This window comes from Mycobacterium paraseoulense, assembly GCF_010731655.1.
Taxonomy (GTDB): domain Bacteria; phylum Actinomycetota; class Actinomycetes; order Mycobacteriales; family Mycobacteriaceae; genus Mycobacterium; species Mycobacterium paraseoulense.
This window is the reverse complement of sequence record NZ_AP022619.1, coordinates 2,373,470-2,398,244: the sequence shown is the minus strand read 5'-3', so window position 1 is coordinate 2,398,244 and position 24,775 is coordinate 2,373,470. Positions and strand designations below refer to the sequence as shown.

The 24,775-nt window shown below is 67.9% G+C and carries 20 protein-coding genes, 2 tRNA genes and 3 pseudogenes; 15 read left to right on the top strand and 10 right to left on the bottom strand.

What is annotated here, in order from left to right; genetic code table 11:
• Nucleotides 1–486: 486 nt before the first annotated feature.
• A tRNA-Lys gene (locus tag G6N51_RS10980) sits at nt 487–559 on the bottom strand.
• 168 nt (nt 560–727) lie between these two features.
• Nucleotides 728–1,966 carry a GNAT family N-acetyltransferase gene (locus G6N51_RS10975; protein ID WP_083170435.1) on the bottom strand — a complete coding sequence of 413 codons (1,239 nt, stop codon included), beginning with the start codon at nt 1,964–1,966 and terminating at the stop codon, nt 728–730.
• Nucleotides 1,967–2,156: 190 nt separating this feature from the next.
• Here G6N51_RS10975 and G6N51_RS10970 point away from each other — a divergent pair.
• The 3 genes and pseudogenes from G6N51_RS10970 to G6N51_RS10960 all read left to right on the top strand — a co-directional run.
• Nucleotides 2,157–3,428, top strand: a pseudogene (locus tag G6N51_RS10970) (MMPL family transporter); the annotation flags it as partial.
• Between the two features lie 26 nt (nt 3,429–3,454).
• Nucleotides 3,455–3,823: pseudogene (locus G6N51_RS10965) on the top strand (DMT family transporter); the annotation flags it as partial.
• Between the two features lie 117 nt (nt 3,824–3,940).
• Nucleotides 3,941–5,152 carry a L,D-transpeptidase gene (locus tag G6N51_RS10960; RefSeq protein ID WP_083170436.1) on the top strand — a complete coding sequence of 404 codons (1,212 nt, stop codon included), beginning with the start codon at nt 3,941–3,943 and terminating at the stop codon, nt 5,150–5,152.
• 60 nt (nt 5,153–5,212) lie between these two features.
• On the opposite strand, the gene G6N51_RS10955 is transcribed toward G6N51_RS10960, so the two are convergent.
• Together G6N51_RS10955 and orn are read right to left on the bottom strand one after the other, a co-directional pair.
• Nucleotides 5,213–5,288 (bottom strand) — tRNA-His (locus tag G6N51_RS10955).
• A 45-nt stretch (nt 5,289–5,333) separates the two neighbouring features.
• Nucleotides 5,334–5,981, bottom strand: coding sequence for an oligoribonuclease (gene orn, locus G6N51_RS10950; protein WP_083170437.1), 648 nt, complete (start codon nt 5,979–5,981; stop codon nt 5,334–5,336).
• Nucleotides 5,982–6,099: 118 nt separating this feature from the next.
• Here orn and G6N51_RS10945 point away from each other — a divergent pair, with 118 nt between their 5' ends.
• Entirely contained in the window at nt 6,100–7,662 is a 1,563-nt protein-coding gene (locus G6N51_RS10945; RefSeq protein WP_083170438.1) for a helicase HerA-like domain-containing protein, read from the top strand.
• 3 nt (nt 7,663–7,665) lie between these two features.
• Here the strand turns inward: G6N51_RS10945 and cmrA are convergent, their stop codons facing one another.
• Nucleotides 7,666–8,472: a mycolate reductase gene (gene cmrA / locus G6N51_RS10940; protein WP_083170532.1), complete on the bottom strand. Its 807-nt coding sequence runs from the start codon at nt 8,470–8,472 to the stop codon at nt 7,666–7,668.
• 131 nt (nt 8,473–8,603) lie between these two features.
• Here cmrA and G6N51_RS10935 point away from each other — a divergent pair, with 131 nt between their 5' ends.
• Nucleotides 8,604–9,944: an MFS transporter gene (locus tag G6N51_RS10935; protein WP_083170439.1), complete on the top strand. Its 1,341-nt coding sequence runs from the start codon at nt 8,604–8,606 to the stop codon at nt 9,942–9,944.
• Nucleotides 9,945–9,948: 4 nt separating this feature from the next.
• Here the strand turns inward: G6N51_RS10935 and G6N51_RS10930 are convergent, their stop codons facing one another.
• Together G6N51_RS10930 and G6N51_RS10925 are read right to left on the bottom strand one after the other, a co-directional pair.
• A complete protein-coding gene (locus G6N51_RS10930; RefSeq protein ID WP_083170440.1) occupies nt 9,949–10,734 on the bottom strand; it encodes an MmpS family transport accessory protein in 786 nt (261 codons plus the stop codon).
• 62 nt (nt 10,735–10,796) lie between these two features.
• The gene (locus G6N51_RS10925) at nt 10,797–11,453 is read right to left on the bottom strand and encodes an SACE_7040 family transcriptional regulator (RefSeq protein WP_142274892.1); all 657 of its coding nucleotides are present in this window, start codon (nt 11,451–11,453) and stop codon (nt 10,797–10,799) included.
• Nucleotides 11,454–11,645: 192 nt separating this feature from the next.
• Between G6N51_RS10925 and G6N51_RS10920 the strand changes: the two genes are divergently transcribed.
• The 10 genes from G6N51_RS10920 (at nt 11,646) to G6N51_RS10875 (ending at nt 22,704) form a co-directional block, all read left to right on the top strand.
• Entirely contained in the window at nt 11,646–12,389 is a 744-nt protein-coding gene (locus G6N51_RS10920; protein ID WP_083170441.1) for a CoA transferase subunit A, read from the top strand.
• 73 nt (nt 12,390–12,462) lie between these two features.
• Entirely contained in the window at nt 12,463–13,113 is a 651-nt protein-coding gene (locus G6N51_RS10915; RefSeq protein ID WP_083170442.1) for a CoA transferase subunit B, read from the top strand.
• Nucleotides 13,114–13,124: 11 nt separating this feature from the next.
• Nucleotides 13,125–14,696 (top strand): carboxyl transferase domain-containing protein, encoded by a 1,572-nt coding sequence (locus G6N51_RS10910; RefSeq protein WP_083170443.1) that lies wholly within the window; start codon nt 13,125–13,127, stop codon nt 14,694–14,696.
• A 5-nt stretch (nt 14,697–14,701) separates the two neighbouring features.
• Complete coding sequence (locus tag G6N51_RS10905) at nt 14,702–16,708, top strand: acetyl-CoA carboxylase biotin carboxylase subunit (RefSeq protein ID WP_083170536.1); 2,007 nt, start codon at nt 14,702–14,704, stop codon at nt 16,706–16,708.
• Nucleotides 16,705–17,871: an acyl-CoA dehydrogenase family protein gene (locus G6N51_RS10900; protein WP_083170444.1), complete on the top strand. Its 1,167-nt coding sequence runs from the start codon at nt 16,705–16,707 to the stop codon at nt 17,869–17,871. Before G6N51_RS10905 ends, G6N51_RS10900 begins: the two co-directional genes overlap by 4 nt.
• The gene (locus G6N51_RS10895; protein ID WP_083170445.1) at nt 17,868–18,362 is read left to right on the top strand and encodes a MaoC family dehydratase; all 495 of its coding nucleotides are present in this window, start codon (nt 17,868–17,870) and stop codon (nt 18,360–18,362) included. The genes G6N51_RS10900 and G6N51_RS10895 overlap by 4 nt, the downstream gene beginning before the upstream one ends.
• Complete coding sequence (locus G6N51_RS10890) at nt 18,359–19,180, top strand: HpcH/HpaI aldolase/citrate lyase family protein (protein ID WP_083170446.1); 822 nt, start codon at nt 18,359–18,361, stop codon at nt 19,178–19,180. Before G6N51_RS10895 ends, G6N51_RS10890 begins: the two co-directional genes overlap by 4 nt.
• A gap of 207 nt (nt 19,181–19,387) precedes the next feature.
• Nucleotides 19,388–20,488 carry a pyruvate dehydrogenase (acetyl-transferring) E1 component subunit alpha gene (gene pdhA / locus G6N51_RS10885; protein WP_083170448.1) on the top strand — a complete coding sequence of 367 codons (1,101 nt, stop codon included), beginning with the start codon at nt 19,388–19,390 and terminating at the stop codon, nt 20,486–20,488.
• Nucleotides 20,489–21,544, top strand: coding sequence for a 3-methyl-2-oxobutanoate dehydrogenase subunit beta (gene bkdB / locus G6N51_RS10880; RefSeq protein ID WP_083170462.1), 1,056 nt, complete (start codon nt 20,489–20,491; stop codon nt 21,542–21,544).
• Nucleotides 21,541–22,704 carry a dihydrolipoamide acetyltransferase family protein gene (locus G6N51_RS10875; RefSeq protein ID WP_083170464.1) on the top strand — a complete coding sequence of 388 codons (1,164 nt, stop codon included), beginning with the start codon at nt 21,541–21,543 and terminating at the stop codon, nt 22,702–22,704. The genes bkdB and G6N51_RS10875 overlap by 4 nt, the downstream gene beginning before the upstream one ends.
• Before the next feature lie 4 nt (nt 22,705–22,708).
• Here G6N51_RS10875 and G6N51_RS10870 read toward each other — a convergent pair whose 3' ends face one another.
• The 3 genes and pseudogenes from G6N51_RS10870 to G6N51_RS10860 form a co-directional block, all read right to left on the bottom strand.
• Entirely contained in the window at nt 22,709–22,993 is a 285-nt protein-coding gene (locus G6N51_RS10870) for a hypothetical protein (protein ID WP_142274893.1), read from the bottom strand.
• A 102-nt stretch (nt 22,994–23,095) separates the two neighbouring features.
• Nucleotides 23,096–23,866 (bottom strand): enoyl-CoA hydratase, encoded by a 771-nt coding sequence (locus G6N51_RS10865; protein WP_083170466.1) that lies wholly within the window; start codon nt 23,864–23,866, stop codon nt 23,096–23,098.
• A 376-nt stretch (nt 23,867–24,242) separates the two neighbouring features.
• Nucleotides 24,243–24,647, bottom strand: a pseudogene (locus tag G6N51_RS10860) (hypothetical protein); the annotation flags it as partial.
• Nucleotides 24,648–24,775 lie beyond the last annotated feature (128 nt).

Here is a 24,775-nt window from a genome sequence, read left to right as displayed (position 1 = left end):
GGGACCCGCAAAATCCCGATTGGCGACGATGCATGGGGATGCCGTCAGATTGAATTCGCTTGACGCTGAACTCATCCCGATTTCCGAGCGCGGCGGCGATGAATGGGCTAGCGCGAAATGCGCAGACGCAGTTCGCAAGTCGGATGTGCACATCGGGCGTTCGGGGTAGCGACCGGTCAAGAGATGACCGCGAGGGTTCGGTTGCGTTCGCACACGCCAGAAAGGGAATTTCACCAAGAACGCTCGGGTGATGTTCGCCTGGAAGTGGTCGGACCGCTTGGCCTGCGTCTGCCAGTACCGGCGTTCGCCGGGGTAAGGTCCGCGGATGTACGACCGGCGCCGGGATCGAAAGCCCGTTCGAGGCGGCGAGAACTCCACGTCGATGCGCTATTGCTCTCGCCGATCGTGAGGAATCTTCACCGAACAGTGCCCGGTATGGGAAAAACCGATGGTCAGAAAACTTCCTGACCATCGGTTTACAGGGTGTGCGCCGTCAGGGTTTCGAACCCCGGACCCGCTGATTAAGAGTCAGCTGCTCTACCAACTGAGCTAACGGCGCTTGCGACGGCCGAGACCGCGTACGCGACAATAACAGGCGTGCTGCCGCGGTGTGAAATCCCGGATTCCTTCCAGGATAGCTGCACCGGCCCCGGTGGGGAGGGACACCCGGCCGGTCGGCGGGCGCTTCAGACTCGGCGGTCACGGATCGGCCTGCAGCGCAGAGCACTCAGAACAGCGTCCCGCAGTACGGAGCCCGCTCGGTCTTGAAAGCGGCATCCAATTCGTGAAGCGCACCCGGCCGCTGTTCTGTTATCCGGCCCGCTCGGCGGAGTTCGGATGCGCTGTGCGCGCCCATGTAGATCGTGGCCAAGTCGGCCAGCCCGATCTCGACATCGGCGGGCCCGTCCTGCGGCGTGCACTTGCCTGCACCGTCGCGGGCCTGCAGCAAAAACCGTCCGCCGGCGAGACCAAGCGGGTCGGTGACGTCGAGTGCGATCTCGGCGTCCGCGGCGTATGCGCGGGCGCCGAGCACCTCGGGCACGTCGTTGATCCGCACCCAGAGAAAGTCGCTGACGCCGGTGGTTTCGGCGGCCCGCAGATCGGTGAGTTTGAGCGGCAGCGGATCGTCGACCGGCACGTCGATCTCTACGGTGTCGAACATCTCCAGGACCAATAACGTCTGCAGTAACTCGGTGTGCGCCTCGCCCGTAATGGGGCAGAAGTCGTCGACAACCACGGTGCCCAACGGTGGCCGGTAACCGTGAGTGGACCCACCGACCACGCGGTACGTCAGGTAGCCGTCCGGATGGATCGTGTAGTGCAACGCAGTTCCGTTGCCCCGCTGCGCCGGCCGGTCCTCGAGGTGGTCGGCCCACCAAGCGTCGCTGCGTGTTACGGCTCCCGGCGTTGCGGCGCACCAACGTTCGTAGAGCTCGGGCAAGTAAGACTTCGCCTCCGCGGCGTTGATCTCGCGCGCTCGGATGTCGCCCGGCGCGGCTTTTAGCTTTGCAAAGCGGCGGTCAATGGAGTAACTCCGCGTGTAACTCGCCACGCCCGCGCCAAAGCCGTCGTACATCGCGGTCTGGGTCGGTACACCGACGACGATGGGGTAACCCCGCTCGATGAGAATTCCCAGCCCCTGGGCGCTCAGCTGTCCCCATACGCCTTTGCCCTGATGCGTTGATGCGACGGCGATCATCGTCAGCCAGGCGGCTCGCAGGCTTTCGCTGTCCGGCACGGTCAGCTGGGTGGGATAGATGATCGAGGTTCCCACCATAAAGGGCCGTTGCGGGTAGGAGACGTCCTCGGCGACCAGGATGTCGTCGACCTTGACGCGACGTTTCCACGCTTCCACGCTGGGCGGGTCAGTCGGGTCCCCGAACGTTCGAGCCTGATTCTGGTAAACCGCCTGCAATTCGACCTCGGTTGGATGCCGCATGTTGATGGCGTTGTCCGTCGAGTTCATCGCTCATCCAATCCGCTTATCGCCCAGCCAAACCGGAGCCCCGCACTGCGAATGGCCCACTGATGGTGCCCCCTTCGTCCGGTACCCGGGTGGTGGATTGCCAAACGTCGCCGGCTGCCGTGTGGATGTGGGTCAGGCGAGCTGGCGCGGGTATAGGGCACAGCGGGGGTCTAGCGATGAAGGGACAACGATGCTGCAAGCACTTACCCGACTTGCCATCGCCGCGCCGCGACGCATCATCGCGATCGCCGTCCTGGTCCTGGTCGGGGCGGCGGTCTTCGGGCTGCCAGTGATCAACAGCCTGTCGGGCGGCGGCTTTCAGGACCCGACCTCGGAGTCCGCGCGGGCGACCACCGTGCTTCGCGACAAGTTCAACCAAACCGATCAGCAAATGCTGATCGTGGTAAGCGCCCCGGCAGGTGCCCAAAGTGGCCAGGCGCGCCGGGTCGGCACCGACATCGCTAACCGCCTGAAAACGTCGCCGTGGGTGTTGAATGTGTCGTCGGCGTGGACGTCACCGCCGCAGGCCGCCGCCCAGCTGCTCAGCAAAGACCGGAAATCCGGGATGATCGTGGCCGGCCTGAAGGGTGGGGAGAACGACGCCCAGAAATACGCGAGCCAGCTCACCGACGAACTGGTGCATGACCGCGACGGTGTGACCGTGCGCGCCGGGGGCATGGCGGTGGCCTATGCCCAGATCAACGACCAGAACGAACGCGACCTGCTGGTGATGGAGTCCATCGCGATCCCGCTGAGCTTCGCGGTGCTGGTCTGGGTGCTGGGTGGTGTGGTGGCGGCGGCGCTGCCGATCGTGCTCGGCACGCTCGCCATCGTGTGCACGATGTCGGTGTTGCGGCTGATCAGTTTCGCGACCGACGTGTCGACGTACGCGCTGGACCTGAGCATCGCGATGGGGCTTGCCCTGGCGATCGACTACAACCTGCTGATCATCAGCCGCTACCGCGAGGAGCTGGCCCGCACCGGCGACCGGGAGCGGGCGCTGGTGCGGACCATGGCGACCGCCGGCCGGACCGTGCTGTTCTCGGCGACCACCGTCGGACTGTCGATGGCCGTGATGGCGGTGTTCCCGATGTACTTCCTGAAATCGTCGGCCTACACCATCGTGGCCACCGCGGTCCTCGTGGCGGTGGCGGCGGTCGTGGTCACCCCCGCGGCGATCGCGCTGCTGGGACCCCGGCTGGACGCGCTGGACGCCCGTCCGCTGCTGCATCGCATCCTGCACGGGCAGCGGTCGTTCCGCGATCACGCGCACAGGCCGCTCGAGGAGCAGTTCTGGTACCGGTCGACCAGGTTCGTCTTGCGCCACGCGCTGCCGGTCGGCCTGAGCGTCGTGGCGTTCCTGCTGTTGCTGGGGGTTCCCTTCCTCGGAGTGAAGTGGGGCTTTCCCGACGAGCGCGTGCTGCCCCGGTCGGCGTCGGCGCGCCAAGTCGCCGACATGCTGGCTGGCGTCGCGGGGATCAACGCGGCGCGGTGCTTGCCAAGGAGGTCGCCGCCCGCCTCGGCGATGGCGGATGGGCGGTGATCCGGACCCCGGAGTTCTACGCCGCGATCCTGGTCATCGTGGGCGGTGTGGTGTGGAGCCAGTCGGCGTTCCGGGCCGGGCCCCTGACCGCGTCGATGCCCGCGCTACAGGTGTCGCAGCCGGTCGTCGGGGCCGTGCTGGGTGTCGTCGTGCTCGACGAGACGCTGGAGGCGGGTCGGGCCGGGACGGTCGCCTTGGCGGTGGCCGTTGTGGTGGTGGCGGCCGCGATCGTCAAGCTCGCCCGTGTCGAGGCCGTCACGACCCGCGATCGGGTGGAGGCGGAACTCCGCCACCCGGCCGGCCAACCGGCCTGACCGCGCTCCCCGAAACACCTGATCGCGGAGCGGCCGAGGTCGGCATGTAAGCGCCCAAAAACCCATTACAATGCATGCACTGTTTCTGGTCAGCGGTGACCAACTACATCGAGATTCATGGAAGGTCACTCGATGACGCCTTTGCGCAAACGACGGTTGTGGCTGGCTGCCGCGATCGCTTCGCTTGCTGTGTTCGGCGTTGCCTGCGGCGGCGGCCACACCGCCGCACCGGCGAAGGTCATCTTCGACAAAGGCACTCCGTTTGCCGATCTGCTCGTCCCCAAACTCACCTCCTCGGTGACCGACGGCGCCGTCGGCGTCACCGTGGATGCACCCGTGACGGTAAGCGTGGCCGACGGGGTCCTGGCGTCGGTCACCATGGTCAACGAGAACGGCAAGTCGATCAGCGGGCAGCTCAGCCCCGACGGATTGCGCTGGTCGACCACCGAGCAGCTCGGCTACAACAGGCGTTACACCTTGAGCGTCAAAGCGCTGGGCATGGGTGGCGCGGCGAATCGGCAGATGACCTTCCAGACCAGTTCCCCCGCCCACCTGACCATGCCCTACGTCTACCCGGGTGACGGCGAGGTTGTCGGCGTCGGCCAGCCGGTGGCGATCCGGTTCGACGAGAACATCGCGGACCGCGCCGCGGCGCAGAAAGCCATCACCATCACCACCAACCCGCCCGTCGAGGGTGCGTTCTACTGGCTCAACAACCGCGAAGTGCGCTGGCGCCCAGAGCATTTCTGGAAATCGGGAACGGCCGTCGATGTGGCGGTCAACACCTACGGCGTGGACCTCGGTGACGGAATGTTCGGCGAGGACAGCGTCAAGACGCGCTTCACCATTGGCGACGAGGTCATTTCGACGGCCGACGACACCACCAAGACGGTGACCGTGCGCGTCAACGGCGAAGTGGTCAAGACGATGCCGACGTCGATGGGCAAGGACAGCACACCGACCGACAACGGGTTCTACATCGTCGGCGGCCGGTTCAAGCACATCATCATGGATTCGTCGACCTACGGCGTTCCGGTCAACTCGCCCAACGGATATCGCACCGAAGTCGACTGGGCCACCCAGATGTCCTACAGCGGCGTCTTCGTGCACTCCGCGCCGTGGTCGGTCGGCGCCCAGGGCCACACCAACACCAGCCACGGGTGCCTGAACGTGAGCCCCAGCAACGCCGAGTGGTTCTACGACCACAGCAAGAGCGGCGACATCGTCGAGGTGATCAACACCGTGGGGCCGACGCTGCCGGGCACCGAGGGATTGGGCGACTGGAACATCCCCTGGCCGCAATGGAAAGCGGGCAACGCCAACACCTGACGCGCGGTCAGTCGACCTCCTGCCGGGCGGTCGGGAAGCGGCATGCGCCGTCCCGCCGATTGGGGTGGCTGACGGGACTCGAACCCGCGACACCCAGGATCACAACCTGGTGCTCTACCAACTGAACTACAGCCACCATTGCCGCCGGCGGCCTCGAGGCCATCGAGCGGCGACGTCGATACTAGCCGGTCGGTGGCTCGGGGGCCGAATCGATTTCGTCCGGGGCGCCGCCGTCGCCGTCCAGATCGGCGACGACGGTCTCGATCTCGCTGGTAGAGGGCCCCGGCGGCGCGACGAAGGCGGTACGGCGGTAGAAGCGCAGCTCGCGAATGGATTCGTGAATGTCGGCCAGGGCCCGGTGCGTGAGCCCCTTGACCGGCTGACCGAAGTAGATGCGCGGATACCAGCGCCGGCAGAGCTCCTTGATCGAGCTCACATCGATCATCCGGTAGTGCAGGAACGAGTCCAGCGCAGGCATGTCGCGGGCGATGAACGCGCGATCGGTGGCGATGGAATTGCCCGCCAGCGGCGCCGTCTTGGGTTGCTTGACGTGCTTGCCGACGTAATCGAGCACCATGGCCTCAGCGGTCGCCAGGTCGACGGTGGACGCCCTCACCTCGTCGATCAACCCTGAACGCGTGTGCATTTCGGTGACGACGTCGATCATCGACGACAGGGACGCGTCGTCGGCGTGAATCACCACGTCGACACCGTCGCCCAAAACGTTCAAATCGGCGTCGGTGACCAGGGCCGCGATCTCGATCAACTTGTCCGAGCCGAGGTCCAGCCCGGTCATCTCGCAGTCGATCCACACCAATTCGTCACGCACAGCGCTCAGAGTAGGCCCACGCGGCGTCGACGCCGTCCGTCGCCCCCGACTCCGCCGGAGAAGTAGTGTGAGCGTTGCCGGACCGCATGCCGAACCACTGGAACGGGGGCGCAGCACGATGAGCACCGAATCGGCGGAGACGCCCGCGCGCCGGATCGCGAACGGCTACGCCGTCGACGGGAAGGCACTCGAATTGGGCACCGTCGTCGTCGACGGGGTGGCCGACCCGACGGCCCAGATACGCATCCCGCTGGCCACGATCAACAGGCACGGTCTGGTGGCCGGTGCCACCGGAACCGGCAAGACCAAGACGCTGCAACTGATCGCCGAACAACTCAGCGCGGCGGGGGTTGCGGTGATGATGGCCGACGTCAAGGGCGACCTGTCGGGTCTGGCGCGGCCGGGCGAGGCCACCGACAAGACCGCCGCGCGCGCCAACGACACCGGCGACGACTGGGCGGCGACCGGGTTCCCGGTCGAGTTCTTGTCGCTGGGCACCGGGGGAGTGGGTGTACCGGTACGCGCGACCGTCGCCAGCTTTGGTCCGGTTCTGCTGTCGAAAGTATTGGGGCTCAATGCCACTCAGGAATCAACGCTGGGTTTGATCTTCCACTGGGCCAAGCAGGCCAGGCGCCCGCTGGTCACCCTGGAGGATCTGCGCGGCGTCATCGGCCACCTGGCCGGCGACGAGGGCAAGGCCGACCTGAAAGACCTGGGCGGGGTGTCGCCGACGACGGCCGGCGTCATTCTGCGTGCGCTGGTGAATCTCGCTGCCGAGGGCGGCGATACGTTCTTCGGCGAGCCCAAGCTCGATCCGCAGGATCTGCTGCGCGTCGACAACGCGGGGCGCGGCATCATTTCCCTGCTCGAGTTCAGCGGTCAGTCATTGCGTCCGGTCATCTTCTCCACGTTCCTGATGTGGGTGCTCGCCGATTTGTTCACGGTGCTGCCCGAAGTCGGTGACGTCGACAAGCCGAAGCTGGTCTTCTTCTTCGACGAGGCGCACCTGTTGTTCGCCGACGCGTCGAAAGCGTTCCTCGAGCAGGTCGAGCAAACCGTCAAGCTGATTCGTTCCAAGGGCGTGGGGGTGTTCTTCTGCACGCAGTTACCCACTGACCTGCCCAATGACGTGCTCTCCCAGCTGGGTGCCCGAATCCAGCACGCTCTGCGGGCATTCACCCCCGACGATCAGCAGGCGTTGAGCAAGACGGTGCGGACGTATCCGAAAACCGATGTCTACGACCTGGAATCGGCGTTGACGTCGCTGGGCATCGGGGAGGCCGTCGTCACGGTGCTGTCTGAGAAGGGCGCACCCACGCCCGTCGCGTGGACCCGCATGCGGGTGCCGCGCTCGCTGATGGCCTCGATCGGTACCGACGCGATCGCGCAAGCCGCGAAAGACAGTCCACTGCAGCAGAAATACGGCCGTACGGTCGAACGACCGGCCCAACCCGAGGCCGACGCGCCGGGTAGGCAAGCCCAGCCGCCGCAGGCCCGGTCCGACTATCCGCCGGTTCCGCCGAACGAGCCGCCTCCGCCGATGCCACAACCTGCGGAGCCGCAGGGGCCCGCGATGTGGGAAGAAGTGCTGAACAACCCCACCGTGAAAAGCGGCATCAACACGGCGATACGCGAAATCACGAGGAACTTGCTCGGCACCGGCCGCCGGCGCCGCAAATAGCGGCTAGCCGCCGCCGAGCTTCTTGTAGAAGCTGCCCACGATCGGCGCGACGATAGCGCGGGGGGCGTATCCGCTGGCCACCGACATCGCCTTGGACGTCAGGCCCGGGACGACTCGCATCTTGTTGCGCGCCAACGCATCCAGCGACAGCTGGGCAGTGTGCTCGGTGGAGATCCACAGGAAGTCCGGCACCAGCCGTTCGACCAGCGACCGTTCGGCGTCGTCGGGAAGGTCGGTGCGCACCGGCCCCGGCGCCAGCAGGGTGACGTGCACGCCCGAGTGGCGCAGTTCGCCGCGCAGCGATTCGCTGAAGGTGTTCGCGAACGCCTTGGTGGCCGCATAGGTCGCGTTGTAGGGAATCGGCGAATTGCCCGCTGCGGAGCCGGAAATCAGGATGCCGCCGGCCCTGCGTTCGACCATGCCGGGCAGCACCGCCAGCGTAAGGTCATGCACGCCCAGCACATTCAGTTGCAGCTGGGCCTTTTCGACCGCAGGGTCCAGCGTCGCCACGGGGCCGAAGGTCGCCGTACCCGCATTGGCGCACAGGATTGAGATGGGCCGGGCGGCCAGTTCGTCGCACAGTTTCGCCCGTTCCCCGGGATCGGCCAGGTCGGCGGGTCGCACGTCGACCGCGACGCGGTACTTGTCGCTCAGGCGGGCCGCCAGCGCGTTGAGCAGGTCTTCGCGCCGGGCGGTGACGATCAGGCTGTGGCCGCGCGCGGCCAGTTCGGTGGCCAGGGCTTCACCGATGTTTTGCGAAGCCCCGGTAACGACGGCGCGCGCGTCCGGGTTGGGAGCGGGGATCGGCATGAGCCAATCGTAGACAGCCGCCGCGGCGAAGCCGGGCGCGGCGGGTCGGCTGCCAAACAAACCCGCAGCGATCGCGAGCGCGGCGAAGCCGGGCGCGGCGGGTCGGCTGCCAAACAAATAGAGTGCCGGGCATGGGCCAGCCGTCGTCGCGTTCGCTCACGCCCGTGCCATCCCGGGTGCTGGCATGGGCGCTGTGGGACTGCGGCTCCACCGGCCTGAACGCGATCGTGGCGACCTTCGTCTTTTCTGTGTACCTGACCAGCAGCGTGGGAGTGGGCATCTCCGGCGGCACCACCCCGGCGAGTTGGTTGGGGCGCGCCGCGGCCATCGCCGGGTTGACGGTCGCGCTGCTGGCGCCGGCCGTCGGTGTCTGGGTGGAGTCCCCGCATCGCAGGCGGGTGGCCCTCGGCGTCTTGACCGCCTTGGCCGTCGCGCTGACGTGCGCGATGTTCTTCATCCACGACCGCCCCGGCTACCTGTGGGCCGGGCTGGTGCTGATGGGCGCAACGGCGGCCTGCGGCGACCTGGCCAGCGTTCCGTATAACGCCATGCTGCGCCAACTTTCGACGCCGCAGACCGCCGGTCGGATCTCCGGATTGGGGTGGGCGGCCGGCTACGTCGGCAGCGTCCTGCTCCTGCTGGTGGTCTACACCGGATTCATTTCGGGGAAGGGTTCCGGGCCGGATGCGACGCGTGGCCTGCTGCGGGCGCCACTGCATGACGGCCTCTACGTCCGGGAGGCGATGCTGGTCGCCGCGGCGTGGCTGGCGATCTTTGCTCTGCCACTGCTTTTCGTCGCGCACCGGCTTCCCGACTCGGCGGAGGTGCACGAGCCGACGAGCATGCTCGGCGGCTACCGCAAGCTGTGGACCGAGGTCTCCGCCGAATGGCGGCGCGACCGCAACCTGGTCTACTTCCTGTTCGCGAGCGCGCTCTTCCGGGACGGGCTGGCAGCGATCTTCGCCTTCGGTGCCGTGCTCGGCGTCAACGTGTACGGCATCTCGCAGGGCGACGTGCTCGTCTTCGGTGTCGTGGCCAGCGTGGTGGCTGCGGTGGGAGCGGTGTTGGGTGGGTTCGTCGATCACCGGATCGGGTCGAAACCCGTCATCGTCGGGTCACTGGCCGCGATCGTCGTGCTTGGACTCACCCTGATGCTGCTGTCCGGTTCGGTCGCCTTCTGGATCTGCGGGCTGCTGCTGTGCATGTTCATCGGGCCGTCGCAGTCGTCCTCGCGCGCCCTGCTGCTGCAGATGGCCAAGCACGGCCGGGAAGGTGTCGCGTTCGGCCTGTACACGATGACCGGGCGGGCGGTGGCGTTCGTCGCGCCGTGGCTGTTCTCCGTATTCGTGGACATATTCGGCGCCGTGCGCGCCGGTCTCGGCGGCATCTCGCTGGTGCTGATCGCCGGGCTGCTCGCCATGCTGGCGGTTCGCGTTCCGGCGCGCGGCGCCCTCGCGGCCGAATTGTCGTAGGCGCTTAGCCCCTGGCGTCGCAGATCGTCAGGCCCACGCCGACGCGCTTGCTCATCTGGACGCCGTCGACGGTGACCGAGCAGGTGACGTTGTGACCGATGTTGACGATGGTCACGTTGGCCGGGTGCGCGGCCGTCTTGGCCAGGCTGACCTCTTTACTCCAGGGCAGCGCGACGTTGAATTCGGTTTGGATGAGGCCGCCGGTGTCGATGTACATGATGCTGATTGCGCGGCCGTCGCCGGCCACGCTGTAGACGATGTCCTGCATCGCCGCCGGGCCGGGCGACTCCGTGGGCGTCGGCGAGCCGCCGGTCGGCGGCACCGGGGCCGGGATGCGCGGCTGGGAAGTGCGGGTCGAGGGGCTCGGCATGGTCGGAGTGGTCTCCGGCATGGCGGGCAACGGTGGGACGGCGGTCTGAGTCTTGATGGCGTCGTTCACCAGCACCAGGGCGATGACCAGGGCTACCACCAGGAGCACGGCCGCGCCGGCGAGGATCCATAGCCATCGCGGGGGTGGTTTGGGGCCTCCGGGTGGCGGGGGAGCCGAGCCCTGCGGTAGCTGGCCCGACGTCGGCAGCTCGTGCTGCCAGTACGCCGGCAGCTGTCTGGTCGTGTTGGTGTCGTTCATGGTGGGTGCCCAGGGCGGAGCCTGCCCGCCATAGGAGGGCACGTAGGGCGCCTGATCGGCGTATGCCGGGTCGGCGGGTGGCGGGTACCACGGACCCCCCGGGGCCGATCCTGGCGCGGAGGTACTGAACCGGTCGGTGGGACGTGAATCGTTCATGTCCACCTCATGGATTGCAGAGTACCTGCGCCGGGCGGCCGAACGGCGAATCACCTCACAGCGGGGACTCAGGGGCACTCGTTGCCGGCCGTGAGCGCGGCGACCGTCATTGCCCGCATGACGGCGCGGGACCGCGCGGCGCGAGCGGGCTTGCTGCGCGAGGTGTCGGGGGATTTCATGCTGTGCGGCGTCGAGTTCAGCAGCCCGAACACCGCATGGGCGGTCAGCCGGGCATCGGCCTCGGCCAGGTGGGGGTTCAGCTCCCGCAGCACGCCGACCCACACCTCGACGTATTGGCGTTGCGCTTTGCGGACCTGCTTTTCGGCGGACTCGGGGAGGTGCGCGAGGTCGCGGTCCTGGATGCGGATCAGGTCCGGTTCGCCCAGCGCGAAGTCGAGATGAAAGTCGATCAATCCATCCAGGGCCGCGGCCGCGTCGGCGTGGCGGGCCCGCACGTCGCGGGCGCCGGCGAGCAGCCGCGCGCTGATGCCCACCAGCAATTCGACCAGCAGCGACTCCTTGTTGGGGAAGTGGCGGTAAATCGCGGGTCCGCTGACGCCGGCCGCGGCGCCGATGTCTTCCAGCCGGACGGCCAGGAAGCCGCGCTCGGCGAACAGCCGCTCGGCGGCCGACAGCAGCTGCAGCCGCCGATCGGATTTCAACTGGCTGCGACGTTTCGGGGCATCCGCGGGGCCGGGCTGGCCGTCGGCGGTGAGCGTTGTCATGACAAACCCCCGTCCAGTTGGTTAATCGTCACTAACTTAACACGAGTTATTCACGATTAACCTGCTGTAACCGGCCGCCGCGGCGCGGCGGCCTCGTCCCTGGACCGGTGGGACGGGCGATGGTATTCTCAGCGGCGAGTTAATGAGCATTAACTCAAAACACCGCCCGACGGCAAGGAGGCTGCTGCGGCGATGGACAAGGTGGTGGCGACGGCCGCCGAAGCGGTTGCCGACATAACCGACGGGTCGTCCCTGGCGGTCGGAGGCTTCGGGTTCTGTGGCATCCCCGAGGCGTTGATCGTCGCGCTGGTGGCCACCGGGGTGCGTGACCTGGAGACGGTATCCAACAACTGCGGCGGAAACGGTGTCGGGTTGGTCCACCTCTTGGAGCACAAGCGAATTCGCCGGGCCGTCGCCTCCTATGTCGGAGACAACAGGGAGTTCGCCCGCCAGTTCCTGGGCGGCGAGCTCGAAGTGGAGCTCACCCCGCAGGGCACGCTGGCCGAGCGGCTGCGCGCCGGCGGAATGGGAATCCCGGCCTTCTACACCGCGGCGGGGGTGGGGACCGCCGTCGCCGACGGTGGGCTGCCGTGGCGCTACGACGCGTCGGGCGCGGTGGCGGTCTTGTCGCCGCCCAAGGAGACCCGCGAGTTCGACGGCGTCACCTACGTTCTCGAACGCGCGATCCGAACGGATTTCGCCCTGGTGCACGCCTGGAAGGGCGACCGGCATGGCAACCTCGTCTACCGCCGGGCGGCCGCCAACTTCAACCCGGACTGCGCGCAGGCCGGCAAGATCACGATCGCCGAGGTGGAACACCTCGTCGAGCCGGGAGAGGTCGACCCCGCAGCGGTGCACACCCCGGGTGTCTTCGTGCAGCGGGTGGTCCACGTGCCCGAGCCCGTCAAGCCGATCGAGAAGATGACGGTGCGGTAATGCCTTGCGGGACAACGATGCAGTGGGGGCAACTCCCGCTTGCGGGGGACGAAGCGATGAGAAGTGGGGCCTGATGCCTTGGAGTAGAGAGGGTTTGGCCGCGCGGGTGGCTGCCGAGTTCGAGGACGGTCAATACGTCAACCTCGGCATCGGCATGCCGACGCTCGTGCCCAACCACATCCCAGCCGGAGTCACCGTCGTCGTGCATTCGGAGAACGGCATCTTGGGCGTGGGACCGTATCCGCGCCCCGGGGACGTCGACGCGGACCTGATCAACGCGGGCAAGGAGACGGTCACCACGCTCCCGGGTGCGGCCTTCTTCGGTTCATCGACCTCGTTCGGGATCATTCGCGGCGGACACCTCGACGTGGCCGTGCTTGGCGCGATGCAGGTCTCGGCGACCGGTGACCTGGCCAACTGGGTGATTCCCGGAAAGATGGTCAAGGGCATGGGCGGTGCGATGGACCTGGTCCACGGCGCCCGCAAGGTGATCGCGATGATGGAGCACACCGCGCGTGACGGCAGCCCGAAAATCGTTGCGCGGTGCAGTCTCCCGTTGACCGGCGCGGGCTGCGTGGACCGCATCATCACCGACCTGGCCGTCATCGATGTATGCGACGACGGTTTGCACTTGGTCGAGACCGCCCCGGGCGTCTCGGCCGACGAGGTGCTCGACAAGACCGAACCGCCGCTTGTGCTGGCGACAACCGGGAGGCATTCGTGAGTTCAGCTGTGATGACCGCGCCATCCTTCGCCGACGAACACCGCCGGCTGGTCGCCGAGTTGAACGCCAAGCTGGCGGCTGCGGCGCTGGGCGGCAACGAGCGCGCGCGCGAACGCCACGTCAGCCGCGGCAAGCTGCTGCCGCGCGAGCGGGTGGATCGACTGCTCGACCCGGGCAGCCCGTTCTTGGAGCTGGCCCCGCTGGCCGCCAACGGCATGTACGACGACGAGTCCCCGGGGGCCGGGATCATCACCGGGATCGGCCGGGTGGTCGGGCGCGAGTGCGTGATCGTCGCCAACGACGCCACCGTCAAGGGCGGCACCTACTACCCGATGACGGTCAAGAAGCACCTGCGCGCACAGGAGGTCGCGCTGCAGAACCGCCTGCCCTGCATCTACCTTGTGGACTCCGGCGGCGCCTTCCTGCCGCGTCAGGACGAGGTGTTTCCCGACCGTGAGCATTTCGGCCGGATCTTCTACAACCAGGCGACCATGAGTGCTCAGGAGATCCCGCAGGTGGCCGCCGTGCTCGGTTCGTGCACGGCGGGCGGCGCCTATGTGCCGGCGATGAGCGACGAGGCCGTCATCGTCCGCGAGCAGGGCACGATCTTTCTCGGGGGTCCGCCCCTGGTGAAGGCGGCCACCGGCGAGATCGTCTCGGCCGAGGACCTCGGCGGCGGCGACCTGCACTCGCGGGTCTCCGGTGTCACCGACCACCTCGCCGACGACGACGAGCACGCGCTACGCATCGTGCGCGACATCGCGGCCACCTTCGGCCCGCGCGAGCCCAGCCAGTGGGATGTCCGGCCCGTCCTCGAGCCCAAACACCCGCAGACCGAGCTCTACGACGTGGTGCCGCCGGACCCCCGGGTGCCCTACGACGTACACGAGGTGATCGTGCGGCTCGTCGACGGCGGCGAATTCAGCGAGTTCAAAACCAATTACGGCAAGACGCTGGTGACCGCCTTCGCCCGCATCCACGGCCACCCGGTCGGGATCGTCGCCAACAACGGCGTCCTGTTCAGCGAATCCGCCCTCAAAGGGGCGCATTTCATCGAGCTCTGCGACAAACGCAGGATCCCGCTGTTGTTCCTGCAGAACATCGCCGGGTTCATGGTCGGACGCGACTACGAGGCCGGCGGCATCGCCAAGCACGGCGCCAAGATGGTGACCGCCGTGGCCTGCGCGCGGGTGCCCAAGCTGACCGTCGTGATCGGCGGATCCTATGGCGCGGGCAACTATTCGATGTGCGGACGGGCGTACTCGCCGCGCTTTCTGTGGATGTGGCCCAATGCCCGCATCTCGGTCATGGGCGGCGAGCAGGCCGCCTCGGTCCTGGCCACGGTGCGTGGTGAGCAGCTCACCGCGTCGGGCAAACCCTGGTCACCCGAGGAAGAAGAGGCCTTCAAGGCGCCGATCCGCGAGCAATACGAGGACCAGGGCAACCCGTACTATTCGACCGCGCGCCTATGGGACGACGGCATCATCGATCCGGCCGACACCAGAACGGTTGTCGGGTTGGCCCTTTCGGTATGTGCCCACGCCCCCTTGGAGCCGGTCTCCTACGGCGTCTTCCGGATGTGATGGCGATGTTCGAAACCGTCTTGGTGGCCAACCGCGGCGAGATCGCGGTGCGGGTGATGCGGACGCTGCGCCGGCTGGGTATCCGCTCGGTCGCGGTCTACAGCGATCCCGACGCCAACGCCCGCCATGTCCAGGAGGCCGACACGGCCGTGCGCCTCGGGCCCGCCGCGGCCCGCGAGAGCTACCTCGATATCGGCAGGGTGCTCAATGCCGCGGCGCGGACCGGGGCGCAGGCGATCCACCCCGGCTACGGATTTCTTTCCGAGAACGCCGAATTCGCGGCGGCCTGCGAGCGCGCCGGGGTGGTGTTCCTCGGCCCGCCGGCTCCAGCGATCCAGGTGATGGGCGACAAGATCACCGCCAAGAACGCGGTGGCCGCCTTCGACGTCCCGGTGGTGCCGGGGGTGGCCAAGCCGGGACTGAGCGACGACGAGCTGGTCGCGGCCGCCGAGGAGGTCGGATACCCGGTACTCATCAAGCCGTCGGCGGGTGGCGGCGGCAAGGGCATGCGCCTGGTGGACGACCCGGGCCGGCTGCGCGACGCCCTGCTGGGCGCCCGGCGCGAGGCCGCCTCGTCGTTCGGCGACGACACCCTGTTCATCGAGCGATTCGTCCTGCGGCCCAGGCACATCGAAGTGCAGGTACTCGCCGACACCCACGGCAACGTGGTGCACCTCGGCGAGCGCGAATGCAGCCTGCAGCGGCGCCACCAGAAGGTGATCGAGGAGGCGCCCTCGCCGCTGCTCGACCCGCAGACCCGCGCCCGCATCGGGGCGGCGGCCTGTAACACCGCCCGCAGCGTCGACTACGTCGGCGCGGGCACGGTCGAATTCATCGTCTCCGCCGACCGGCCCGACGAGTTCTTCTTCATGGAGATGAACACCCGGCTGCAGGTGGAACACCCGGTCACCGAGGCGATTACCGGTCTGGACCTGGTCGAGTGGCAGCTCCGGGTGGCCGCCGGAGAGAAGCTGGGGTTCGCGCAGGACGACATCACACTGCGCGGGCACGCGATCGAGGCCCGGGTCTACGCCGAGGATCCCGCGCGGGGCTTCCTGCCCACCGGCGGCCGGGTGCTGCAGGTCGCCGAACCCTCCGGCGCCGGGGTCCGTGTCGACTCGTCGCTGCTGGCGGGCACGCTGGTCGGCAGCGATTACGACCCGATGCTCAGCAAGGTGATCGCCCACGGGGAGGATCGCGACGAGGCGCTGGCGAAACTCGATGCGGCGCTGGCGCGGACCGCGATCCTGGGGGTGCAGACCAACGTCGAATTCCTCCGGTTCCTGCTGGCCGACGAGCGTGTGCGCGCCGGCGACCTGGACACGGCGCTACTGGACGAGCGGGTGGCGGACTTCGCGCCGTTACCGGCGCCCGACGACGTGCTCGCGGCCGGCGGCCTCTATCGCCAGTGGGCCCTGGACCGTCGGGCCGCGGGCGACCTGTGGGCCGTGCCGACCGGATGGCGGGTCGGGGGTGCGCCGGCGCCCGTGCGCACCGAGATGCAGACCCCGCTGGGCAGCGACACCGTGTCGGTGTGGGGAACCCCCGCCGGCGCGCGGGTACAGGTGGGTGCGGGGGAGATCCGTTCGGCCAGCGTGCACGTCGACGGCGCCCGCATGGACGTCACGCTGGACGACGTGCGCCGCGAATACCGGTGGGCGGAGGCCGACCGGCACCTGTGGATCGCCGACGAGCGGGGCGCCTGGCACCTGCGCGAAGCCGAGGAACACAAGATCCACCGCGCCGGCGGCGCGCAGCAGGCCGAGATCCTCAGCCCCATGCCCGGCAGCGTGATCGCGGTCCAGGCCGCCTCCGGCGCTGAGGTATCCGAGGGCGACGTGGTGGTGGTCGTGGAGGCGATGAAGATGGAACACTCGCTCTCCGCGCCGGTCGCGGGACGGGTGGAGCTATTGGTGTCGGTTGGCGATCAGGTCACCGTCGACCAGGTGCTGGCCCGGCTGGTGCCCGAAGAGCCCGACACGCCAGTCGATTCGAGTAAGGACGAGACATGACGACATCGATTACCGCGGGAACGCTGCCCAAGGAATACCAGGATCTTCGCGACACGGTGGCCGAGTTCGCGCGCACGATTGTCGCGCCCGTCGCGGCGAAACACGATGAGGAGCACAGCTTCCCGTACGAAGTCGTCGCCAAGATGGGCGAGATGGGGTTGTTCGGCCTGCCGTTCCCCGAGGAGTACGGCGGGATGGGCGGCGACTACTTCGCGCTGTCACTGGCGCTCGAGGAACTCGGCAAGGTCGACCAGTCGGTGGCCATCACGCTGGAGGCCGGCGTCGGCCTCGGCGCGATGCCGATCTACCGGTTCGGTTCCGAGGAGCAGAAAGCCAAGTGGCTGCCGGACCTGACGGCCGGCCGGGCGCTGGCCGGCTTCGGGCTCACCGAGCCGGGCGCCGGCTCGGACGCGGGTGCCACCCGCACCACGGCCCGACTCGACAACGGCGAGTGGGTGATCAACGGCAGCAAGCAATTCATCACCAACTCCGGCACCGACATCACCAAACTGGTCACCGTCACCGCGGTCACGGGAACGATCGGTGACGGCAAAAAAGAGATCTCGACGATCATCGTGCCTAACGGCACACCGGGATTCACCGTCGAGCCCGTCTACAGCAAGGTCGGCTGGAACGCCTCGGACACCCACCCGTTGAGCTTCGCCGACGCCCGCGTCCCGGAAGAGAACCTGCTGGGCCCCCGCGGCACCGGTTACGCGAACTTCCTGTCCATCCTGGACGAGGGCCGCATCGCGATCGCCGCCCTGGCGACCGGTGCCGCCCAGGGCTGCGTCGACGAGAGCGTCAAGTACGCCAAGGAGCGCCAGTCGTTCGGCCAGCCGATCGGCTCCTACCAGGCGATCAGCTTCAAGATCGCGCGGATGGAAGCGCGCGCCCACGTCGCCCGCACGGCGTATTACGACGCGGCGGCAAAGATGTTGGCCGGCAAGCCCTTCAAGAAAGAGGCGGCCATCGCGAAGATGATCTCGTCCGAAGCGGCCATGGACAACGCCCGCGACGCCACCCAGATCCACGGCGGGTACGGGTTCATGAACGAGTACCCGGTGGCGCGTCACTACCGCGACAGCAAGATCCTCGAGATCGGCGAGGGGACCACCGAGGTTCAGTTGATGCTCATCGCGCGGTCGCTGGGGCTGTCATGACCGAAGGCAAGTCAGTCATCCAGCGGGGCCTGTGGTTCGAGGAGTTCGAGATCGGCACGACGTACCTGCACCGGCCGGGCCGAACCATCACCGAGGCCGACAACGTCTTGTTCACCACGCTGACGATGAACACCCAGTCGTTGCACCTGGACGCGGCGTGGGCCGCCGAGCAGCCGGGCTTTCGGGGCGAGCGGTTGGTCAACTCGATGTTCACGCTGTCCACGCTGGTTGGGCTGTCCGTCTCGCAGCTGACGCTGGGCACCATCGTGGCCAACCTGGGCTTCTTCGAGGTGTCGTTCCCCAAGCCGGTCTTTCACGGCGACACCCTGTACGCGGAGACGGTGTGCACCGGCAAGCGCGAGTCGAAGAGCCGGCCCGGGGAAGGGATCGTCACCCTCGAGCACACCGGGCGCAACCAGCACGGCGACGTCGTCGCGCGCGCGGTGCGCACAACCCTGGTCCAGAAGCGCCCGAGCGAGGAGGCCAAGTGAACCTGCGAGCCGCCGGCCCGGGTTGGCTGTTCTGTCCGGCCGACCGTCCCGAGCGCTTCGCGAAGGCCGCCGCCGCGGCCGACGTGGTGATCCTCGACCTCGAGGACGGGGTGGCCGAATCCGACAAGCCCGCCGCCCGTAAAGCGCTGCGGGAGGCCCCGCTGGACCCCGGGCGCACCGTGGTGCGCGTCAACGCGGCCGGCACCGAGGAGCACGCCCGCGACCTGGACGCCCTCGCCGAGACCCCCTACACGACCGTGATGCTCTCCAAGACCGAGTCGGCCGCGCAGGTGTCCGCCCTGGCGCCGCGCGACGTCATCGCACTGATCGAGACGCCGCGCGGGGCGGTGTTCACCCCCGAGATCGCCGCGGCCGAGGGGACCGTCGCGATGATGTGGGGCGCCGAAGACCTGGTCGCCACGTTGGGTGGCAGCTCCAGCCGGCTGGCCGACGGCACCTATCGCGACGTCGCCCGCCACGTACGGTCGACGGTCCTGCTGGCGGCGTCCGCCTTCGGCCGGATCGCGCTGGACGCCGTGCATTTGGACATCCGCGACATCGACGGCTTGCGGGCCGAAGCCTACGACGCCGTGGCGGTGGGATTTCACGCGACGGTCTGCATCCACCCGAGCCAGATCCCGGTGGTGCGTGACGCCTATCGCCCCAGCGAGGAGAAAGTCGACTGGGCGCGAAGGGTATTGGCGGCCGCGCGGTCCGAGCGCGGCGTGTTCGCGTTCGAGGGACAGATGGTGGACTCGCCGGTGCTCAAGCACGCCGAGATGCTGGTGCGCAGGGCGGGGCAGTCCGACGCCGGGTGAGCTTGCAAACCCGCCCGGGCCGCCTGGTCGGCGGGCGCGACACGTTCGCGATCAGCGCTGTCTCTTCTCTTTCGAGCGCATAATGGTGGATACGCCAGTGTCGCGGCGAGCGGAGTCTTTCGTGTAGCTGGCGATCGACTTCGGCTCGCGGTGGGTCCCGGTTGAGCGCTTGCTGTGACCCCTGCGGCACCGAAGTAGGGAGACGGTATGGCGATGGTGCCCCAACTGCCGATGACCGTCGACCTCGAGCCTGTGCAACTCGTCGCCGCCGATGGCGCACCGACCACCGAACTCCGTTACGGCCGCGACCTTCCGGCTGAGACACTGTGCTGGCTCTACGAGATGATGGTGGTCACCCGAGAGCTGGACACCGAGTTCGTCAACCTCAAGCGCCAGGGCGAGCTGGCGTTGTTCGCCTCCTGCCGTGGGCAGGAGGCCGCCCAGGTGGGCGCGACGGCGTGCCTGCGCAAGACCGACTGGCTGTTTCCGCAATACCGCGAGCTCGGTGCGTATCTGGTGCGCGGCATCCCGCCCGGCCACGTCGGCGCCGTGTGGCGCGGAACCTGGCATGGCGGACTGGAATTCACCAAGAAATGCTGCGCGCCCACCTCGATTCCGATCGGCACCCAGACCCTGCACGCCGTCGGGGCGGCGATGGCCGCCCAACGGCTCGGCGAGGATTCGGTGACGGTGGCCTTCCTCGGCGACGGCGCCACCAGCGTGGGGGACGTGCACGAGGCGCTGAACTTCGCGGCCGTGTTCGCCACGCCGTGCGTGTTCTTCGTGCAGAACAACCAGTGGGCGATCTCGGTGCCGGTCCACAAACAGACCAAGGCACCGTCCATCGCGCACAAGGCAATCGGCTACGGCATGCCGGGGATCCGGGTGGACGGCAACGACGTGCTGGCCTGCTACGCGGTGATGGCCGAGGCCGCCGCGCGCGCCAGGGCCGGCGGTGGACCGACGCTGATCGAGGCGATCACCTACCGGCTGGGCCCGCACACGACCTCCGACGATCCCAGCCGCTACCGGACCCAGGAGGAGGTGGACCGCTGGGCGGCGCTCGACCCGATCCCGCGCTACCGCACCTACCTGCAGGGGCAGGGCCTGTGGTCGAACCGCTTGGAGGACCGCGTCGCTGCCCGCTCGAAGCGGATGCGCGCCGAGTTGCGCGACGCGGTTTTCGGCGCACCCGATTTCGACATCGACGAGGTGTTCACCACGGTGTACGCCGAGATGACGCCGGGTTTGCAGGCGCAGCGCGACCAGTTGCGGGCCGAGCTCGACCGCATCGACGAGGAGGCGTGAATGACTCAGCTCGCCGATCGTCCGGCCGGCCCCGCCGAAACACTGCCCGCGGCAACGGAAAACACCGGTCTCGGTACGCAGTCCCTGACCATGGTGCAGGCGCTCAACCGAAGCCTGCATGATGCGATGGCCGCCGACGACCGGGTACTGGTGTTCGGCGAGGACGTCTCGGTCGAGGGCGGGGTGTTCCGGGTCACCGAGGGGCTGGCCGAAACATTCGGCGAGAAACGCTGTTTCGATACCCCGCTGGCCGAATCCGCCATCATCGGTATCGCGGTGGGACTGGCGTTACGCGGATTCGTGCCGGTGCCGGAGATTCAATTCGACGGGTTCTCCTATCCCGCTTTCGATCAGGTGGTCAGCCACCTGGCGAAGTACCGCACCCGGACCCGCGGCGAGGTCAACATGCCGGTGACCGTGCGCATCCCGTCCTTCGGCGGGATCGGCGCGGCCGAGCATCATTCGGATTCGACCGAGTCGTATTGGGCGCATACCGCAGGACTGAAGGTGGTGGTTCCGTCCAGCCCGGCCGACGCGTACTGGCTGCTTCGCCACGCGATCGCCTGCCCGGACCCGGTGATGTACCTCGAGCCGAAGCGCCGCTATCAGGTCCGCGGAACGGTCGACACCGAGCGACCCGAGCCGCCGATCGGGCGGGCGATGGTGCGCCGGCCCGGCTCCGACGTGACGGTCGTGACCTACGGCAGCCTGGTCGGCACCGCGGTCGGCGCCGCGGAAGAGGCCCAGCGGCAACGTGGTTGGAGCCTGGAGGTCATCGACCTGCGGTCCCTGGTCCCGTTGGACTTCGATACTTTGGCGGCGTCCATTCATCGGACCGGCCGCTGCGTGGTGATGCACGAAGGGCCGCGCAGCCTGGGATACGGCGCCGGGTTGGCGGCACGGATCCAAGAGGAGATGTTCTACGAGTTGGAGGCGCCGGTGTTGCGCGCCTGCGGCTTCGACACCCCGTATCCGCCGGCGCGGCTGGAACGGTGGTGGCTGCCGGGCCCTGACCGGCTGCTGGACTGCGTCGAGCGCGCCCTGGGGCAGCCATGAGCGCCCACCAGCGGGTGAAGTCCTTCCGGGTTCCCGATCTCGGTGAGGGATTGCAGGAAGTGACCGTGACGCACTGGAACGTCGCAGCCGGGGACGACGTCGAGCTGAACCAGGTGTTGTGCTCGGTGGAGACCGCCAAGGCGGAGGTGGAGCTGCCCAGCCCCTACGCGGGGCGGATCGTCGAAACGCACGGCGGCGAAGGCGATGTGCTCGCCGTGGGCGCGGTGCTGGTCCGCATCGACACCGCACCGGTCAACGGCGACGCACCCGCGACCGCTGAGGAGGTTCCCACACTCGTCGGCTACGGCGCGGACGCCGGCATCGACGCCAGCCGGCGCACCGGCCGGCCGCTCGCCGCCCCTCCGGTGCGCAAATTGGCCAAGGAGCTGAGGGTCGACCTGCGCTCGCTGCAACGCGACCCAGACAGCATCATCACCCGTGCCGACGTGCTGGCGGCCGCCGACCACAACGGCGTCGACGTCCGACCGGTCCGTGGCGTGCAGGCCCGAATGGCAGAGAAGATGACGTTGTCACACCGGGAGATCCCGGCCGCGAAAGTCGGCGTCACCGTCGACTGCACCGAACTGATGCGGCTGTCGGACCGTGCGTCGGCGGATCAGAAGATGACGCCGTTCGTCCTGACGATGCGGCTACTGGTCATTGCGCTGCGCCACAACGAGATTCTGAACTCGACATGGATTGACTCGCCCGAGGGCCCGCGGGTTCGCGTCGAGCATCGGGTGCACCTCGGATTCGGAGTGGCCACCCCACGCGGGCTGCTGGTCCCGGTGATCACCGACGCGCACGACAAGACGACCCGCGAGTTAGCAAGCCGCGCCGCGGAATTGATCACCGGCGCGCGGGACGGCACGCTCACGCCGGCGGAGTTGCGCGGCTCCACCTTCACCGTGTCGAACTTCGGGGCGCTGGGCGCCGACGACGGCGAGCCGGTGATCAACCATCCCGAAGCGGCCATCCTGGGAATGGGTGCCATCAAACCGCGCCCGATGGCGGTCGGTGATCAGGTCGTGGTGCGCCCGACGATGACCATCACCTGCGTGTTCGATCACCGCGTCGCCGACGGCGCCCAGGCGGCCGGGTTCGTCACCGAGCTGAGGGATTTGATCGAGTCACCCGCGACCGCGCTGCTCGACCTCTGAGAGCTCAGGGGTGCGGCGGTACGGGGCACCAGAACAGGCCGCAGTTGAAATTCGGCGCGCGCGAAGGAGGCGGGGGTGGGTGGTTCGGCGGGTTATCGGTGTCCCAGCACTGATTCCAGTACTTGTTCTCGCCCCATGCCGGGTTCCACGGTTGATTGGGGCACCAGTAGACCTGCGGCGCTGGGTTTGGCTGGGCGTGGGCGGTGCCGGCAGCCAATGCGAATCCGGACGTGGCGAGTCCGCCGGAGAGCAGAGCCCCGGCGGCGATGCGGGTGAGGGTGGTGTTCACGCTATGTGTCCTTTGTCCATGCGCCAGGTCGGTTGGCGTCGTCGCAGCAAGCACACAGCGTTCGCTCTGCTACCGATCCCAACCTGCTAAGCCATGATGGCACTAGCGGCGCTGCGCCGCGGCCAATCGCTGAGCAAACTCCGGCGACTGGATGGAGTAGGCCTGCGGGCCGAGCTCCGTGCGCATGGCGAACACGTGTTGTTCGTGATCCAGCGATCCCGGGCTGGCGGTGGCGCGCATGGTCGCCTTCGTCGCCAGCACGACCTCGCGCGGGGCGGCCGCGGGTCCGGCCGCCAGCTCCAGCGCCGCGGCGACCGGGTCGTCGGCGGTGCAGAGCGCCAGCCCGTGGTGCACGGCGGCGTCGGCGTCGAAACGCATGCCGAAGAGCAGCGCCGCGCGGGCGACCTGGGGTCCGACCGCGCGCTGCAGCATCCACGTCGCACCGCCGCCGGGGTGTAGCCCGAGCTTCTGGAATCGGGCGTCGAACAACGCCGCCGGCCCGGCGATGCGCACGTCGGCCGCCAGCGCGAGATTCAGACCCGCGCCGACCGCCGCGCCGTTGACCGCGGCGATGGTGGGCAGCCGGCAGCTGCCGACGGCCATGAAGCCGTCGTAGAGCTGTTGCAGACCCGTCTCGGCTTTGTCGCCGCCCGCGGCGCCGAGTGCGCTCAGATCCGCGCCGGCGCAAAAGGCCTTGCCGGCACCGGTGATCACCACGGCGTGGACGTCGGGATCGGCCTCGGCCCGCTCGACGGCGGCGCGCAGAAGCGCCGACGTCTCGGCGGTGACCGCGTTGCGCCGGTTGGGGTCGTTGACGGTGATCAGCGCGACGCGCTTGTCGACGGTGAACAAGACGAGATCTGACTGGGCCATCGGGTACCTCCGTGGCTTGGAGTGTGACGGGTCCGGGTGACGCACCATTTGTGTGCCGTCAGCTGTGATTCCGGGGCAGGGTAAGGGTACTGCGCGTGTGCGCGCGAGTTTCGCCCAGTCGGCAACAGCCGCTCTTGCCGACGACTAACGCATTTCCCAAACAATGGTTGGGTACCTGCGAATGCGTGAGCGTTTAGGCGCTCGAGCCGACGCCCATGAGAGCGCTCAGGCATTCATCCGGAGTAAGCGTGCGCCGGCACGACCGCTAATTACAGGCCCAGAATTCAGCGAGTCAACGGGCGCTGCGGTCAAACTCGAGGGCGGCGGGATCATCATGCGTTACGTCGCGATCTCCGCGATTTTGCTCGCACCCGAATTCGGGTCGTGCCAACTTCTTGGCGAGCTGGTCGAGCGCCGCTTGACGCCGTCGGACCGCGCACGCCCGTTGGTCGCGCTGCGTTTCCTGGAGCACGGTGGCCGGCAACGCGTCGTGGCGCACCCTCGTGTTCGCGTAATGGATTGCGGCGTCGAGCATTTCGATGTAACGCTCGGCTTCATCGAGGGCGCAGGTGCCTTCGATGCGCTGGACCTCATCCCAACACGGATAGGAGGAGTACCGGGCATCGAGGCGTTGCTGCGATACCTGCGAACCGAAGTAGCCGCGCCAGTCTCGGCTTAGCCACCCCCGTGTCTTGACCTCAACTTTGATCCTGTTCCCAAGGCCGGCTACGAACTTTGGTTCCCCAACTCGCACCACCGGTTGCCAGTCGTCCGACGTCATCATCGACCACCCCTCGAATAGAGACGCCCTAAGTCATAATCCCCCTGCTAGCGTCATCTGCTCGCACGACACGCCAATTGTGGTTCCCCAACGGTCTAATAGGCAAGCGTTGGGGACAACAGCGCGTG